General features: G+C 62.4%; 15 protein-coding genes and 1 pseudogene. 11 read left to right on the top strand and 5 right to left on the bottom strand.

The window, feature by feature from the left end; translation table 11 throughout:
• The 7 genes and pseudogenes from IB264_RS21115 (at window position 1) to IB264_RS21085 (ending at window position 6068) form a co-directional block, all read left to right on the top strand.
• A complete protein-coding gene (locus IB264_RS21115; protein WP_057205688.1) occupies window positions 1-591 on the top strand; it encodes a putative glycolipid-binding domain-containing protein in 591 nt (196 codons plus the stop codon).
• Entirely contained in the window at window positions 591-1790 is a 1200-nt protein-coding gene (locus IB264_RS21110) for a phosphoglycerate kinase (protein WP_057205686.1), read from the top strand. Before IB264_RS21115 ends, IB264_RS21110 begins: the two co-directional genes overlap by 1 nt.
• Before the next feature lie 343 nt (window positions 1791-2133).
• Window positions 2134-3159 (top strand): class I fructose-bisphosphate aldolase, encoded by a 1026-nt coding sequence (locus tag IB264_RS21105; RefSeq protein WP_057205684.1) that lies wholly within the window; start codon window positions 2134-2136, stop codon window positions 3157-3159.
• A 238-nt stretch (window positions 3160-3397) separates the two neighbouring features.
• On the top strand, window positions 3398-4315 hold the full coding sequence (locus IB264_RS21100) for a PhzF family phenazine biosynthesis protein (RefSeq protein WP_057217982.1): 918 nt from the start codon (window positions 3398-3400) through the stop codon (window positions 4313-4315).
• 99 nt (window positions 4316-4414) lie between these two features.
• Entirely contained in the window at window positions 4415-4948 is a 534-nt protein-coding gene (locus IB264_RS21095) for a MarR family winged helix-turn-helix transcriptional regulator (RefSeq protein WP_057205682.1), read from the top strand.
• Entirely contained in the window at window positions 4945-5706 is a 762-nt protein-coding gene (locus tag IB264_RS21090; protein ID WP_107027708.1) for a DNA alkylation repair protein, read from the top strand. The genes IB264_RS21095 and IB264_RS21090 overlap by 4 nt, the downstream gene beginning before the upstream one ends.
• Before the next feature lie 17 nt (window positions 5707-5723).
• Window positions 5724-6068: pseudogene (locus IB264_RS21085) on the top strand (DUF6616 family protein).
• A 25-nt stretch (window positions 6069-6093) separates the two neighbouring features.
• Here IB264_RS21085 and IB264_RS21080 read toward each other — a convergent pair.
• Both IB264_RS21080 and IB264_RS21075 read right to left on the bottom strand, forming a co-directional pair.
• The gene (locus IB264_RS21080; RefSeq protein WP_309141663.1) at window positions 6094-6546 is read right to left on the bottom strand and encodes a GrpB family protein; all 453 of its coding nucleotides are present in this window, start codon (window positions 6544-6546) and stop codon (window positions 6094-6096) included.
• A 116-nt stretch (window positions 6547-6662) separates the two neighbouring features.
• The gene (locus IB264_RS21075; protein WP_057205674.1) at window positions 6663-7211 is read right to left on the bottom strand and encodes a TetR/AcrR family transcriptional regulator; all 549 of its coding nucleotides are present in this window, start codon (window positions 7209-7211) and stop codon (window positions 6663-6665) included.
• A 103-nt stretch (window positions 7212-7314) separates the two neighbouring features.
• Here IB264_RS21075 and IB264_RS21070 point away from each other — a divergent pair, with 103 nt between their 5' ends.
• Complete coding sequence (locus IB264_RS21070; protein ID WP_057205672.1) at window positions 7315-8814, top strand: MFS transporter; 1500 nt, start codon at window positions 7315-7317, stop codon at window positions 8812-8814.
• A 122-nt stretch (window positions 8815-8936) separates the two neighbouring features.
• Here IB264_RS21070 and IB264_RS21065 read toward each other — a convergent pair whose 3' ends face one another.
• Together IB264_RS21065 and IB264_RS21060 are read right to left on the bottom strand one after the other, a co-directional pair.
• Complete coding sequence (locus IB264_RS21065; protein ID WP_107027713.1) at window positions 8937-10871, bottom strand: tetratricopeptide repeat protein; 1935 nt, start codon at window positions 10869-10871, stop codon at window positions 8937-8939.
• 126 nt (window positions 10872-10997) lie between these two features.
• The gene (locus tag IB264_RS21060; protein ID WP_107027707.1) at window positions 10998-11153 is read right to left on the bottom strand and encodes a hypothetical protein; all 156 of its coding nucleotides are present in this window, start codon (window positions 11151-11153) and stop codon (window positions 10998-11000) included.
• Window positions 11154-11411: 258 nt separating this feature from the next.
• Here IB264_RS21060 and IB264_RS21055 point away from each other — a divergent pair, with 258 nt between their 5' ends.
• The 3 genes from IB264_RS21055 (at window position 11412) to IB264_RS21045 (ending at window position 13763) form a co-directional block, all read left to right on the top strand.
• A complete protein-coding gene (locus IB264_RS21055; RefSeq protein WP_025424770.1) occupies window positions 11412-12719 on the top strand; it encodes an MFS transporter in 1308 nt (435 codons plus the stop codon).
• Complete coding sequence (locus IB264_RS21050; RefSeq protein ID WP_057205668.1) at window positions 12706-12894, top strand: DUF1192 domain-containing protein; 189 nt, start codon at window positions 12706-12708, stop codon at window positions 12892-12894. Before IB264_RS21055 ends, IB264_RS21050 begins: the two co-directional genes overlap by 14 nt.
• Window positions 12895-13244: 350 nt before the next feature.
• Window positions 13245-13763, top strand: a complete 519-nt coding sequence (locus IB264_RS21045; protein ID WP_025424772.1) for a DUF1465 family protein — start codon at window positions 13245-13247, stop codon at window positions 13761-13763.
• A 179-nt stretch (window positions 13764-13942) separates the two neighbouring features.
• Here IB264_RS21045 and rpmE read toward each other — a convergent pair whose 3' ends face one another.
• Complete coding sequence (rpmE, locus tag IB264_RS21040; RefSeq protein ID WP_025424773.1) at window positions 13943-14164, bottom strand: 50S ribosomal protein L31; 222 nt, start codon at window positions 14162-14164, stop codon at window positions 13943-13945.
• Between the last annotated feature and the right edge of the window lie 93 nt (window positions 14165-14257).

Raw genomic sequence — 14257 nt, 5'->3', positions numbered from 1 at the left:
ATGTTTCGCGCCCTTTCCCAAACGACGGTCCGCTGGCGTCCGCTGGAGGGGGAAGGGCTCGAACATCTGACGCTGACGCAAATCGACACAGCCAACGGCGCGGTCATCCGCGCCGTTGGCGTTCTGATCGGCAACCGCGGCGGCACGCCCTACGGTGTGCGCTACCGGATCGATTGCGATGCCGGATGGCTGGTTCGAAAGCTCATGGTCGATACGACCGATGGCCGGAGCCTTCATCTGCGCTCGGATGCTCCGGGCCAATGGGCGACGTCGGGAGGCACGGCGCTGCCCGAATTCGACGGATGCATCGACATCGACCTTGCCGGCACGCCCTTCACCAACACCCTGCCGATCCGCCGTCTCGGCCTTGATTGCAAGGCCGGCAAGGCGCGGCTGAAAATGCTGTACGTGCCGTTCGACACCTTTGAACCGGTGGTCGACGGCCAGCACTATACCTGCTTCGATGATGGCAGGCTCTATCGCTACGAGGCCGAGGACCGCAGCTTTGCCGCAGACCTGCCCGTGGACGAGGACGGCCTCGTCATCGACTACCCCACCCTTTTCCAGAGACTATCACCGGAGACAATCTGATGACTTTCAAGACCCTCGACGACCTGACCGACATTGCCGGCAAGCGCGTGCTTGTGCGTGTCGACCTCAACGTGCCGGTCAAGGACGGCGTGGTCACCGACGCAACCCGCATCGAACGCGTCGCGCCGACTATCCGCGAACTGTCGGAAAAGGGCGCCAAGGTCATTCTGCTGGCGCATTTCGGCCGCCCGAAGGGTGAGCCGGTCGCCGAAATGTCGCTGAAGACCATTGCACCGGCAGTGGAAGACATCCTCGACCAGCGCGTTCACTTTGCCGCCGACTGCATCGGCGACAAGGCCGCAAACGCCATTGCCGAGATGAACGACGGCGACGTGCTGCTGCTCGAAAACACCCGCTTCCACAAGGGCGAAGAGAAGAACGAACCAGACTTCGTCAAGGCACTCGCCACCAACGGCGACATCTATGTCAACGATGCCTTCTCGGCCGCGCACCGCGCCCACGCCTCGACCGAGGGCCTTGCCCACCACCTGCCGGCCTATGCCGGCCGCACGATGCAGGCCGAGCTCGAGGCACTTGAAAAGGGTCTCGGCCAGCCGAAGCGCCCGGTCGTTGCCATCGTCGGCGGCGCCAAGGTCTCGACCAAGATCGATCTGCTGCAGAACCTCGTGAAGAAGGTCGACGCCCTCGTCATCGGTGGCGGCATGGCCAATACCTTCATCGCCGCAAAGGGCGTCAATGTTGGCAAGTCGCTCTGCGAGCACGATCTCGCCGATACCGCCAAGGCGATCATCACTGCAGCGGCTGAAGCCGGTTGCGCCATCGTCCTGCCGGAAGACGGCGTTGTCGCCCGCGAATTCAAGGCCGGCGCCGACAATGAAGTGGTGGAGATCAACGCCATCCCGGCGGATGCGATGATGCTGGACGTCGGTCCGAAGTCGATCGCTGCGGTCAACGACTGGATCTCCAAGGCCGAGACACTGGTCTGGAACGGTCCGCTCGGCGCCTTCGAAATCGCCCCCTTCGACAAGGCGACGGTCGCCGTTGCCAAGCATGCGGCTGCCCGCACCCGCCAGGGATCGCTCGTGTCGGTCGCCGGCGGCGGCGATACGGTTGCAGCCCTCAACCACGCCGAAGTCACGGACGATTTCAGCTATGTCTCGACCGCCGGCGGCGCCTTCCTCGAGTGGATGGAAGGCAAGCCGCTGCCGGGCGTCGACATCCTCAAGCAGCAGAAGTAAGTCAGGCGCTCAGGCGCGCGGGTTACCCGCGCGCCTGAGACACAGAAAAAACCAAGATAATTCAAACGATTAAAATTATTTAAATCGTTTCAGTCGCTTTTCCTGCCTTTTTCCCGGACAATTTCCCCTGTTACTCACGCCCTGTTTGGGGGCGTGGCGGTCACGTGCGCACCGATTGCCCCGAAACGGTTTCAGTGGTTGCCTGATCCTTGCTGATCGGCGCTGAGCGGGATGAGGAAAACGCCTGCTTTTTCCGTCCGTATCCCGCTCTACTTATTGGGAACGATCACGGTTATGATTTGGTCCGGCCCGGCCCAAATCATCGTGACCTAGGGAGAAAAACATGAGCGAAAGACTGGAAGACATCGCAGTTGCCATGGTCGCAAACGGCCGGGGTCTGCTTGCCGCCGACGAGTCCACGGCGACGATCAAGAAGCGCTTCGACGGCATCGGTCTGGAATCGACCGAGACATCGCGGCGCGACTATCGCGAAATGCTCGTTCGCGCCGACGAGGCGATGCGCAAGTACATTTCCGGCGTCATTCTCTACGAAGAGACACTGTTCCAGAAGGCGGCCGACGGCACGCCGCTGGTGGACGTCATCCGCGCCGCCGGGTCGATCCCGGGCATCAAGGTCGATGCCGGTGCCAAGCCGATGACCAATTTTCCGGCGGAAACGATCACCGAAGGTCTCGACGGGCTCGCACAACGCCTGACGAAATATTACGAGGCCGGTGCCCGCTTTGCCAAATGGCGTGGCGTGATTGCCATTTCGGACACGTTGCCGAGCCCAGGTGCCGTCAGGGCTAACGCCCATGCGCTCGCGCGCTACGCCGCCCTTTGCCAGGAAGCCGGCATCGTTCCGATCGTCGAGCCGGAGGTGCTGATGGATGGCGCGCCGGGCGATCACTCGATCGACCGGTCGCAGGAGGTCACCGAATGGACGCTGCGCGTCACTTTCGAGGCGCTCGCCGAGATGCGTGTAAAGCTCGAAGGCATGATCCTGAAGCCGAGCATGGTCATCGATGGCAAGAAGGCGCGCAAGGCGTCCGTCGCCGAAGTCGCCGAACGCACGATCAAGGTGCTGCGACGCACGGTGCCATCAGCCGTTCCCGGCATCGCCTTCCTTTCCGGTGGCCAGACGACCGAGGAGGCGACGGCCCATCTCTCGGCCATGAATGCGACCCACAATCTGCCCTGGAAGCTCACCTTCTCCTACGGCCGCGCCCTGCAGCAGGAAGCGCTGTCCGCCTGGAACGGCAAGGCCGAGAACGTCGCTGCCGGCCAGCGGGCCTTCTCGCACCGCGCCGAAATGTGCAGCCTGGCCGCCAAGGGCAGCTGGAAGAAGGACCTGGAGAAGGCCGCCTGAGCGCCGCCGTCAGCCAAGTCGAAGACGACGCAAGGGGCCATTTATTGGCCCCTTTTCGTGCGGCCCCCGCATGGTTTGCCGCTCGCCGTAGAGTGTAAATGCCGATCTTGTCACCAAGACAAGTTGGTGTCTTTGCCGGTTTCGCCGCCTGCCTTAAGCCTTTCGATCCAGGCCATCAGGCGGCGCTGATCGCCGCCGCATCCAGCGGAAGCGAGCGTTCATGACTTCTTTTGCCCCCGTGCACTCCGTCGACTACATCACCGTCGACGTCTTCACTGAAAATCGTTTCGCCGGCAACCAGCTTGCCGTCATCCCGGACGCACGGGGTTTAAACGATGCGCAGATGCAGGCGATCGCAACCGAGTTCGGCTATTCCGAAGTCACCTTCGTGCTGCCGCCGGAGGATCCTGCCAACAGCGCGCGGGTGCGCATTTTCACGCCGACGATGGAGATCCCCTTCGCCGGACACCCGAATGTCGGCACCGCCTTCGTGCTCGGCCAGCAGGCGGAGATTTTCGGCCGGGCGCCCGGCGATCACCTGCGGTTTGAAGAGCTCGCCGGCCTGGTCGAGGTCGCCCTGTCGCGCGCCGATGGCGCGGTGAAGGAGGCGCGTATCGTCGTGCCGCGCGCCTTGAGCATCGGACCCAGCATCGATGTCGAGACGATCGCCGCCTGCGCCATGGTCGCACCCGATGTCGTCAGCACCGCCAACCATGCACCGGTGCGCGTTTCCGTTGGCCTGCCCTTCGCGGTCGCGGAACTGAAAGACGTAGCCGCGCTGTCGGCGGCGCGTCCCAACGTCACCGCCTTCGAGGCCGCCAATCGGCGCTACAAGCCAGACGAAGACAGCTTCAGCCTGTTCCTCTATGCCCGCTCGGCCGAAAATCCATGGCAGCTGCGCGCCCGCATGTTTGCGCCGCTCGACAACGTCATTGAGGACCCGGCGACCGGCAGCGCCTCAGCCGCCCTTGGCGCCTATCTCGTCTCGCTTCTGCCCGAGGAGACCATCGACGTCGATCTGACGATCGAGCAAGGCTTCGAGATGGGGCGCCGAAGCATCATCGAGGTCAGCGTCAGCAAGCAACGCGGCACCGTAGGCAAAACCAGCATTGCCGGCGCCTGCATGACTGCGATGCGCGGTTCCATCGCGCTCTAAACACCCGCAAGACGCTGACCGGCGGCGCGAGCGAACCCGCATGCGTGCCTTCGGCGAACCCATTGACTCTTAATTTGGCGCCATACTATATGGCGCCTTATGGATATACTTGAGCAAAAGCACCTCGCCCTGATCACCGAAGCCGAACAGCGCGGACACCTACCAACCGCCAACCTGCGTCTGTGCTTCGAAGTCATGGCACTTGCCGCCGCCATCGATCGCGACTGTGCTGCGCGCCTCGCGCCACACAATCTCTCAGAGGGAAAGTTCGTTCTGCTTTTCCTGCTGCACCAGCTGCCGCAGGGATTGTCACCATATGAGCTTGCCGATCGGGCCGGCGTCACACGCGCAACCGTTACCGGACTTCTGGACGGGCTGGAGCGGGACGGCTTTCTCGCGAGGCAGCAGAGCAAGGACGATCGCCGAAAGGTGCTGGTGCAGTTGTCGCCGAAGGGCGAGCATGCAGCGCGCGAGCTGTTCGACACGCACACGCGCTGGATTGCATCGCTGTTTGCCGGTTTCGACGAGCGCGACCGACAGACGCTAAGTACGCTCATCCAGCGCGCGTGGCGCAACACCGACGCCGGCCGAAAGGCCGTATTGACGACGGCTGGAAGCGAGATCGAGCCGTGAGCCCTGCCCCACGGCGCGTGCAGGATATCGACCCGCAACGGCTCGCGCTGTTGAATGCGGGAGCGGCGCAAACCTCGACGCTGACCCAATGCCTCGCGGTCGATTTCGCGGCGCTGATGCGGTCGGCCGTACCGGAAGTCGGCGACGATGCACTCGCCAGCATCGGCGCCATAGCCGGCACCGGCATTTCCAAACGCATGGCGCTCGCAGCAGGATTGATCCGCGGCCGGCTTGGCGATGGCGCAGTGACAAGGCTGCAGCAACACCAGTCCGACACGGTCAGGGGCTGGGCGTGCTTCGTGATCGGCGCAAATCCAGCGCTCACGCTTGAACAACGCCTCGAAGCGATCCGGCCGCTTGCCGACGACCCGCACTTCGGCGTGCGTGAATGGGCCTGGATGGCCGTGCGGCCGCATCTCGCCGCCGATCTCAAAGCGGCGATAACGCTTCTTGGCCGCTGGACCGCCTCCCGCTCCGACCGTCTGCGCCGGTTTGCAAGCGAAGCGACGCGCCCCCGCGGGGTCTGGTGCAGCCATATCCCGACGCTCAAAGACAATCCGGAAATGGCACTAATCATCCTCGAACCGTTGAACGCCGACCCCTCGCGCTACGTTCAGGACTCCGTCGGCAACTGGCTGAACGACGCGGCCAAGGACCGGCCCGACTGGGTTCGCGATCTCTGCGCCTCCTGGCAACGCAAGCAAGACAGCGCCGCCACCGCCCGGATCTGCAAGCGCGCACTTCGGTCCATCGATTGATCCTGAAAAGAGAATGCATGCCCCACTATCTGAGCGAACTCTATACCTCGAAGCGAACATGGCTGTCGCTTGACGCCGTCGCGCGGCAGCAGTTTTTCGAGACCGTCGGCCATGGCATGGCCAAGTTATCGGATCTCGGGGTCGAGCCTATCGCCTTTGGCGAGGTGGATGCCGGCAAGCTTCATGCCGCATCGCAGTCCTATTTCGCCATCTGACGCTTCCCCGATGAAGCAGCGCTTGATGCCCTGGTCTCGGGCATCGCGGCGGCCGGCTGGCACGACTATTTCGAAACGATCAACGCCGCCGGTCGCGGGACCGACCTGCCCGGCCACCTTGCCCAACTGGCGGCAGCCCGTAGCTGACGCCACGCGAGGGGGAGAGGGCCGTTCAACTCCGGCCGGCGCACTCGACCACCTGCTCGATAAACTGCGTCTTGGCCGCGGTATAGCCGTCGCCATCGAAGGCAAATGTCGCGGCAAGGCTTCGCTTCAGCGCTGCGTAGGCGTCGACCGTCTCGCGGCTTTGACGAAGCTGATCACGAAAGATCAGGCGACGGCGATGGGTGTCGTTGTGTGGCGGACAGAGATAGACGCGCTGTCCCGGCGATCCCTGCTTGGCGAATGCCCAGACACCATCGTCATATCTGTTCCCCCGTGACATAAAGCCGTCGGCGACGAGCGCCGCGCCGCCGGCGGCAATCGCTTCCGGCCTGCACAGCGTCACATCGATATCGATGATCGGCTTGGCGATGAGCCCGGGAACTGCAGTGCTGCCGATATGGTCGATTGCGATCGTGGCGGAGCCAAGCAGGCATCGCCAGATGCTTCGACATCTCCGCAAACGCCTGCGGCCACGCATCGTCGTAGGCGATGACTTCGACCAGCGTCGGCATGCTCTTCCCTTTGCTCGAAGCCCTGTCGCTTGCCGGATCGTGCCCGGCGGTCGAGGGGTCGCAGTCAGGCGTTTTCTTTCGGCACCAGGGCAACGATATCGGCAAAAATATCCTGCCATTCGGTATCGTCCATTTCGGCAAAACCGAAACTGCGCAGCAGGAAGGCGCCTTCCGTTGCGAGAAAGGCAAGACGCGCCCGGCGCCCCTCCTCGGTCGACAGATCGAGGCTGTCGAGGCGCCCGCGATACCAGGCCCGGTTCTTTTCCATATGGTCTTCGCGCTGCAGGAGCGCTGCCATCATCCCGGACGTGCGGGCATTCTCCGCCGTGTTCATGCGCGCTGTCACCTCCGCGTGCGCACGCATCGCCGTTACCGGATCCGTCTCGTCTCCGACTTCGGCGGCGACCGCGCTGTCGAACTCGTTGAACCAGCGTTCCATCATCGCGTCGATCAGGCCGTCCTTGTTACCGAAGCAATATTGAACCCCGCCCTTGGTGATGCCCGCCGCCTTGGCCACCGCGTCGATCGTCAGGCCGGCAGCACCGATGGCGCTGACGGTCGCCTCCGCCGCATCCAGCACCTTGTCGCGATCGATCGTCCGGCGTCGTCCCATTTCAGATTCCCACTTTCAATTCCATACGTATGTATTTATATAATCGCTCTGACGTCAACAAGGCCAAAGGTCCCGCAGGCAGGGTCGGCCACAGAGGTGTACCATGTCCCCGCATAATCGCTGGCTCATTCTTGCCATCGTGTCGAGCGCGCTGCTGCTGATCGTTGTCGATATGACCGTGCTTTACACGGCGCTGCCCCGGCTGACCCACGATCTTGGCGCGTCCGCGTCGGAAAAGCTCTGGATCGTCAATGCCTATGCGCTGGTCGTTGCCGGCCTGCTGCCGGGGCTCGGCACGCTCGGCGACCGGCTCGGCCACAAGCGGCCGTTCATTGCCGGTCTTGCCGTCTTCGGCCTCGCTTCACTGCTGGCGGCCTATGCCTCGAACCCGTCGATCCTGATTACCGGCCGCGTGCTTCTTGCCGTCGGCGCCGCGCTGATGATGCCGGCAACGCTTTCGATCATCCGGCTGACCTTCACCGACGAACGTGAGCGGGCGCTGGCGATCGGCGTCTGGGCTGCCATCGCCTCGGGTGGCGCGGCGATCGGCCCGGTGCTCGGCGGGTTCCTGCTCGAATACTTCTGGTGGGGCTCGGTCTTTCTCATCAACGTGCCGATCGTCGCCGTGGCCTTGCTGCTCGGCGTTGTCGTGCTTCCCGACAGCAAGGGCAACAAGGATCACCCGTGGGATCCGCTCGGCTCCGTCCAGATCATGGTCGGCCTGGTCGGGCTTGCCTATGCCATCAAGGAGATGAGCAAGCGCGAACCCTCGGCTGAAGCCGGGCTCATCGCCGCCGCCATCGGCGTCGTAGCGCTTCTCCTCTTTGTGCGCAGACAGAGGCGCAGCCCGCACCCGATGATCGACTTCGGCCTGTTCCGCAACGCCGCCTTCTCCTCGGGCGTCGCCGCAGCCCTTGTCGCATCCGCGGCCATCGTCGGCGCCGAGCTCGTGCTCAGCCAGCGGCTGCAGCTTGTCGCCGGGTATTCGCCGCTTGACGCCGGCATTTTCATCCTGCCGATCCCGCTTGCGGCCTTCGTCGCCGGTCCGCTTACCGGCATGATGCTGCCGCGCCTCGGCGCCGAGATGGTGCTGCGCACCGGCCTTATCACCGCAGCCGCCGGCCTCGGCGCGTTTCTTGCCGTGCACGAAGCCGGCGTGCTCGCTCAGATCGTCAGCCTCATCGTGCTCGGCCTTGGCATTGGCGCTTCGATGACGGCAGCCTCCAGCGCCATCATGTCCAACGCCGCGCCGGAACGCGCCGGCATGGCCGCCTCCATCGAGGAGGTTTCCTTCGAACTTGGCGGCGCCATCGGCATCGCCGTGCTCGGCAGCGTGATGTCGGCGGTCTACACCGCCTTCGTCATGCTGCCGGAAGGGGCGGGCATATCGGCAATCGCACGCGACAGCCTGGACGAGGCGTTGATATTGGCGGAAAAACTGTCGTCGAATGATGCCGAAAATCTAGTGGCACTCGCCAAAGCGGCCTTCGAGAAGGCGTTCGTCGCCGTCGTCCTTTTGGCAACAGGCCTCCTGTTTGCCACCGGCGCCGGCATCTGGTGGTTTACGCGCGGCAATCGCCTACAACGCCGCGCGTCTTATTAGACGCGCAAAGTTCGCCGTAGCACTTTGAATTGCTGCATGTCTTTATCCTTAAATCGAATGCGATTTAAGGAAACGTGCAGTCGCGCCGGTCGGGTCCTACCGGGCGCACTGATTTCAGGTGGTCAGTGCTTTGCTGCCTCGCACTGGGCGATCGCTGCCACCATCGCCTCGAAACGCACATGGTGGCGAACGGCGTCCAGGTCGGAGTCCTGCTTGAACCAAAGCAGCTGGTAACAGGAACTTTGCGGCAACAGGCTCTCGAGCATGTCGAGCGCCGTGTCGACATCGCCGAGGATCGAATGGACGCAGGCCGTGTTGTAGCGTGCGACAACATCATCCGGATCGATGGCGATCGCACACGCCGCCCATTCACGCGCGCGCTCTGCTTCGCCCATATGGGCCAGCGCCAGGGCGCCGCGATGGGCCGGACCGGAATTCTCCGGATGCAGCTCCAGCGCCCGCTCGGCCCGGGAAATACCAATCTTCGCCCAGTGTCCCCGCTCGGTTTCCTGGCCCAGCGACTTGTAGGCGCTCATCAGGTGGATCGGCGAGAGATAGTCATCCGGGCTGATTTCCGCGGCCCGCTTGAAGAACTGGATCGCCGTCTCGAACTCGCCGCGCATGAAGAGAAAGCGGCCATAGTGAAAGTTTGCCTCGTAGAGCTGCGGATCAAGCGTCAAGGCGCGCTCAAACTCGGCAACGGCCTCTTCGCTTTGCCCGTCCTGGTGCAGGACCAATCCCCGGGAAGCGTGCGCTTCCGCCAGGTTCGGATCGAGCGCCAGCGCCCGCTCGCTCGTGCTCAGAATGCTCTCGAGCGGGAATTCGTGCTCGTGCCAGTCGCGAAGAGCGGATTCGCAATCGGCGATGCCGGCATAGGCGCGGGCAAAATTCGGGTCGAGCTCGACGGCCTTCAGGAACATCCGTCGGGCGAGCAGCAGATAGGAACGGGTCCAGGCGTGCGAGAATCGCCGCCCGCGCAGATAGTAAGTGTAGGCCTCGACGCTCGTCGTCGGATCGCTCTCGATCGCCTTCTTCTCCTCAGGCAACAGCTTGATGCGCAATTGGTCGACGATGGCGTGAGTGATCTCGTCCTGGATGGCGAAGATATCGGTGAGATCGCGGTCGTAGCGGTCGGCCCAAAGATGCGTGCCTGTCAGCGCATCGATCAGCTGCCCGGTGATGCGCACCCGCGCGCCGGCCTTGCGCACACTGCCTTCGAGGATGAACCGAACGCCCAGTTCCTGCGCCACGGTTTTGACCCGGACAGACCGTCCCTTGTAGGTAAAGACCGTGTTGCGGGCGACCACGTGCAACTGCGAGATCTTCGACAGGTCGGTGATGATGTCTTCGGTGATGCCGTCGGAGAAATATTCCTGCTCCGGGTCATGGCTCATATTGGTGAAGGGCAGCACGGCGACGGAAAGCCCGTAACCATCGTCCACCGTTACCGTATGGGACCCATTCAACACCTTGGCGATCTTGGTCGGCGCCCCCAGCGCCACCGAATAGACATGCACACCCGCTGCGATGTTCTTCAGCGCGTGCTGTCCCTTGTCGACGAAGCCGACATCCAGCCTCGAGCCGACATGGTCGCGAACGGAGGCGGAGACGGCAATGCCGGAGGGCTCGGCCAGGCCTTCGAGCCGGGCTGCGACATTGACGCCGTCGCCGAAGATATCGCCGTCCTCGACGATCACGTCGCCCAGATGCACGCCGATGCGCAGTTCGATACGCTTCAACTGCGGCACGTCTTCGTTGCGGATAAGCATGCCGCGCTGAATGTCGACGGCACAAGCAACCGCGTTCACGACACTCGCGAACTCGACCAGAATGCCGTCGCCGGTCAGTTTGACAATCCGACCCTTGTGTCGGCTGACCTTGGGATCGACCAGCTCGTTCTTGTGCCGCTTCATGGCGGCCAGCGTGCCGGTCTCATCAGCGCCTATGAGGCGGCTGTAGCCCACGACATCGGCAGCAAGGATGGCAGCAAGGCGGCGTTCCAAGTAACCCCCGATTTCATCTCCTGGGTGAAGTATACAATCTAGCGCGTTCTTCATCATCTGTCCTGCGCGCTTTTCTGGGTACGACGAATGACCGAAGAACCGGATAACACACTAGGCCAGATGGCGAAGTTTCCAAGGAAACCACCATCCTAACACTATGGGATTACTTCGTTCGCCGTATCACGGTCGAATAAGAACCGTGATCATCATCATGACGATCGCAAACACTGCGATCTTCCAGAAATCGCGACGCTGCCTCAGACCGGGCAGGCCGATCGGCCAGATCAGCTGGATGGCCATCGCCAGAAGCAGAATGAGCGCCAGCGCCTTCGACATATCCAGCCTATCCCCGGGTAAATTCCCGCAACTCGGCGGAACTGTCACGCCGCCGTCACCTTGTCGTCGTAGCAGCGCAGGCCGTCAGCACGCGCAACTGCTTATGATCCCGAAATTCGATATCGATTCTTGGGATGATGCATTAGAGGGCTATTGTTTCCGCCGCCGATTTGCAATGACCGGCCGGACAGAATCCGGCTGGCAATTCCGGGCACACCGCCCTAACTTGCTGACGGCAGAACGATTTTCGGATGGATGATGAGAAAAAACCTGCTCCCCGTCGCCTCGCTCCTGCTGGGCACGCTGTTTCTCTTCCTGGGCAACGGCCTGCAGGGCCTGCTTTTGCCGGTCAGAGGCACGGCCGAGGGCTATCCCACCACCATCCTTGGCCTGATCGGCACGTCCTGGGCGGCCGGCTTCGTGCTTGGCTGCTTCTTTGCACCTAATGTCGTCAAGCGCATCGGCCATGTGCGCGCCTTCAGCGTCTTTACCTCGATGATTGCCATCGTCGCGTTGATGACCGGCATCCTGATCGACCCGACCTGGTGGCTGATCCTGCGTGCGCTGACCGGTTTTTCCACTGCCGGCACCTCGATGATCATCGAAAGCTGGCTCAACGAGCGCGCCACCAATGAGAGCCGCGGCGTCATCTTTTCCCTCTATATCGCCATCACGCTCTTCGGCGTCGTCGGCGGCCAGATGATGATCCCGTTCGGCGATACCTCCACCAGCACCCTCTTCATGATCTGCGGTATTCTCTATTGCGTCGCTATGCTGCCGACCCTGCTCTCGAAGGCCGCCTCGCCGCAGCCGCTGAAGCAGGTCCAGCTCGACCTGCGCGGGCTCTATCGCAATTCCCCGGTCTCGTTCCTCGGCATCCTGCTCGTCGGCATCGCCAACGGCGCTTTCGGCACGCTCGGCGCCGTCTTCGGCCGCCAGGCGGGCCTCTCCGACAGCACTGTCGCGGCGATGATGAGCGTGGCGATCTTTGCCGGCGCGGTGATGCAGCTGCCGGCCGGGCGCCTGTCCGATCGCATCGACCGGCGTTACGTGCTTGCCGCCCTTGCCGGTGTCGGTGCGCTGGCGGGGCTCCTGATCTTTCTGGTCGAACCGAGCCAGGTCTGGATCGTGCTTACCCTGATTGCGATCTATGGCGCGGCGGCCAACGCGCTCTACCCGATCGCCGTTTCGCATGCCAACGACTTTGCGACGGCAGAGGATTTCGTCAAGGTTTCCGGCGGATTGCTGCTGCTCTACGGCATCGGCACCATTATCGGCCCGACCATCGGCGGCCCGGTGATGACTGCGACCGGCCCCTACGGGCTGTTCATGATCACCGCCTGCGCCCATATCCTCATCACCGCCTACGCCATCATCCGCAGCCGCATGCGCGCGCCGGTTCCGGTCGCCGAGCGCGATGCCTTCTCGCCGATCAACGCCGGAACGGCGATGACGCCCGAGAGCTTGCAGCTCTCGCCGCGCGCAGCACCGTTCGATGAAACACATGATGACGACGACGGCGATATCGACCCCGAACAGGAGGAGAAGTCGAATGGGCCTGTTTGACGAAGACCAACCCAAGAAGAAGCTGGCGCATGAGATCGGCAGCGACCTGTCGCTTCTGTCCGTCGACGAGCTCACACAGCGCATCGCGCTGCTGAAGGAGGAAATCGCCCGGCTCGAGGCGGAGCGCGAGCGCAAATCCGCAAGCCGATCTGCGGCCGAAGGCCTGTTCCGCTGACGATCGCACAAGGACAAACGGCCCGAAACGGCGCTTTCTTAACGGTATATTAAGCATTCTCTGCGATTGTCTGTTTATCCGGAGCTTTCCGGACTCAGACAATTTCTCCGACTGGCGAATGGGTCTGATTTTTCTCCCTGTTTTACCTTGAGAGCCGCTTTCCGCGGCTCTTTTTTTGTTTTGATATATGTCGCTGCAAAGAATTGTGGAGATTAACCCTTTCTTAAGAATGCTCTTGCGCGAAATGCGCTATGGCATCATTCTTCAGGCATAGAGGCGGCAAGGAAACTTTTCCCAAAACCGCCCGTTACCCGACTGTCGTGATGCGTTTGAACCAGGGAAAACAGGTCATGTCCGAAAGAGGATTGAATACCGTCAGTTTCGCGGGACACGCGGCGGCGTCGGCGCAGTTCAAGGCGCTCTATTCGGAAGGCATGGGTCTGGTCGAAGAAACCGCGAGCTATCTCGACGGCCCCGGTCGCCTGGCCTCCAAGGTCCTGCCGCGCATGGCATCGGTCCTCTATGCAGCAGAATCCATGCGTCTGACCACGCGTCTCATGCAGATGGCATCATGGCTCCTGCTTCAACGCGCTGTCAACAACGGCGAGATGAGCCGCGACCAGGTGCTGTCGGAAAAGAGCAAGGTTCGCCTCGACAGCTTCAACGTCGACCGCAGCGCGCCCGGCTGGAGTGAGCTGCCGGAAGCATTCCGCGACCTCATCGAGCGCTCACTGCGCCTGCAGAACCGCGTCGCCCTGCTCGATCGCGAGATCTACCGTCCGCAGGAAGCCTCGACCTTCGTTCCTGATAACCAGAACGGCGTCAAGGCGCAGATTAAGCTCTTGCAGACGGCCTTCGGCACCAACTGATTTCAAGATATTCGGCAGTTCGCTGCCAACGAAACGAACCCGGCCTCTAGCCGGGTTTTTTCATGCGCGGCTTGAGCCGGCTCGCACGATCAAAGATCGGCCTTAAGTCGGAACGGAAATCCGCACAACAAAAAGCCCGGCAGAGCCGGGCTTCGAAAACGCGCCAAGAGAGCGTGCGATTAGAGGCCGAGGCCTTCGAAACGCTTCTTGAACTTGGAGACGCGGCCGCCGCGGTCCATGAGCTGCTGGTTGCCGCCCGTCCAAGCCGGGTGCGACTTCGGGTCGATTTCCAGGTTCATGGTGGCGCCTGCCGAACCCCAGGTCGAGCGGGTTTCGTATTCGGTGCCGTCAGTCATGACCACCTTGATCAGGTGATAGTCGGGATGGATGTCTGCCTTCATAACGATCTTCCTAGAGTTCCAGGGTCCAATTGTCGCAAGGCATTGCGACTTCGAGACCGAACACGTAAATGAAGCCGCGGACCGGCTGATGGG

The organism is Ensifer sp. ENS11, from assembly GCF_014851895.1.
Lineage (GTDB): Bacteria > Pseudomonadota > Alphaproteobacteria > Rhizobiales > Rhizobiaceae > Ensifer > Ensifer canadensis.
The sequence above is the reverse complement of the archived record's forward strand: the minus strand, read 5'-3'. Positions and strand labels throughout refer to the sequence as shown.

What these genes read in the sequence shown, in the direction of transcription:
- IB264_RS21075 (WP_057205674.1), bottom strand. Translation starts at nt 7,211, where the DNA reads ATGGGACGACGCCGGACGATCGATCGCGACAAGGTGCTGGATGCGGCG.
- IB264_RS21055 (WP_025424770.1), top strand. Translation starts at nt 11,412, where the DNA reads ATGAGAAAAAACCTGCTCCCCGTCGCCTCGCTCCTGCTGGGCACGCTG.
- IB264_RS21110 (WP_057205686.1), top strand. Translation starts at nt 591, where the DNA reads ATGACTTTCAAGACCCTCGACGACCTGACCGACATTGCCGGCAAGCGC.
- IB264_RS21065 (WP_107027713.1), bottom strand. Translation starts at nt 10,871, where the DNA reads ATGAAGAACGCGCTAGATTGTATACTTCACCCAGGAGATGAAATCGGG.
- IB264_RS21105 (WP_057205684.1), top strand. Translation starts at nt 2,134, where the DNA reads ATGAGCGAAAGACTGGAAGACATCGCAGTTGCCATGGTCGCAAACGGC.
- IB264_RS21045 (WP_025424772.1), top strand. Translation starts at nt 13,245, where the DNA reads ATGTCCGAAAGAGGATTGAATACCGTCAGTTTCGCGGGACACGCGGCG.
- rpmE (WP_025424773.1), bottom strand. Translation starts at nt 14,164, where the DNA reads ATGAAGGCAGACATCCATCCCGACTATCACCTGATCAAGGTGGTCATG.
- IB264_RS21070 (WP_057205672.1), top strand. Translation starts at nt 7,315, where the DNA reads ATGTCCCCGCATAATCGCTGGCTCATTCTTGCCATCGTGTCGAGCGCG.
- IB264_RS21050 (WP_057205668.1), top strand. Translation starts at nt 12,706, where the DNA reads ATGGGCCTGTTTGACGAAGACCAACCCAAGAAGAAGCTGGCGCATGAG.
- IB264_RS21095 (WP_057205682.1), top strand. Translation starts at nt 4,415, where the DNA reads ATGGATATACTTGAGCAAAAGCACCTCGCCCTGATCACCGAAGCCGAA.
- IB264_RS21115 (WP_057205688.1), top strand. Translation starts at nt 1, where the DNA reads ATGTTTCGCGCCCTTTCCCAAACGACGGTCCGCTGGCGTCCGCTGGAG.
- IB264_RS21060 (WP_107027707.1), bottom strand. Translation starts at nt 11,153, where the DNA reads ATGTCGAAGGCGCTGGCGCTCATTCTGCTTCTGGCGATGGCCATCCAG.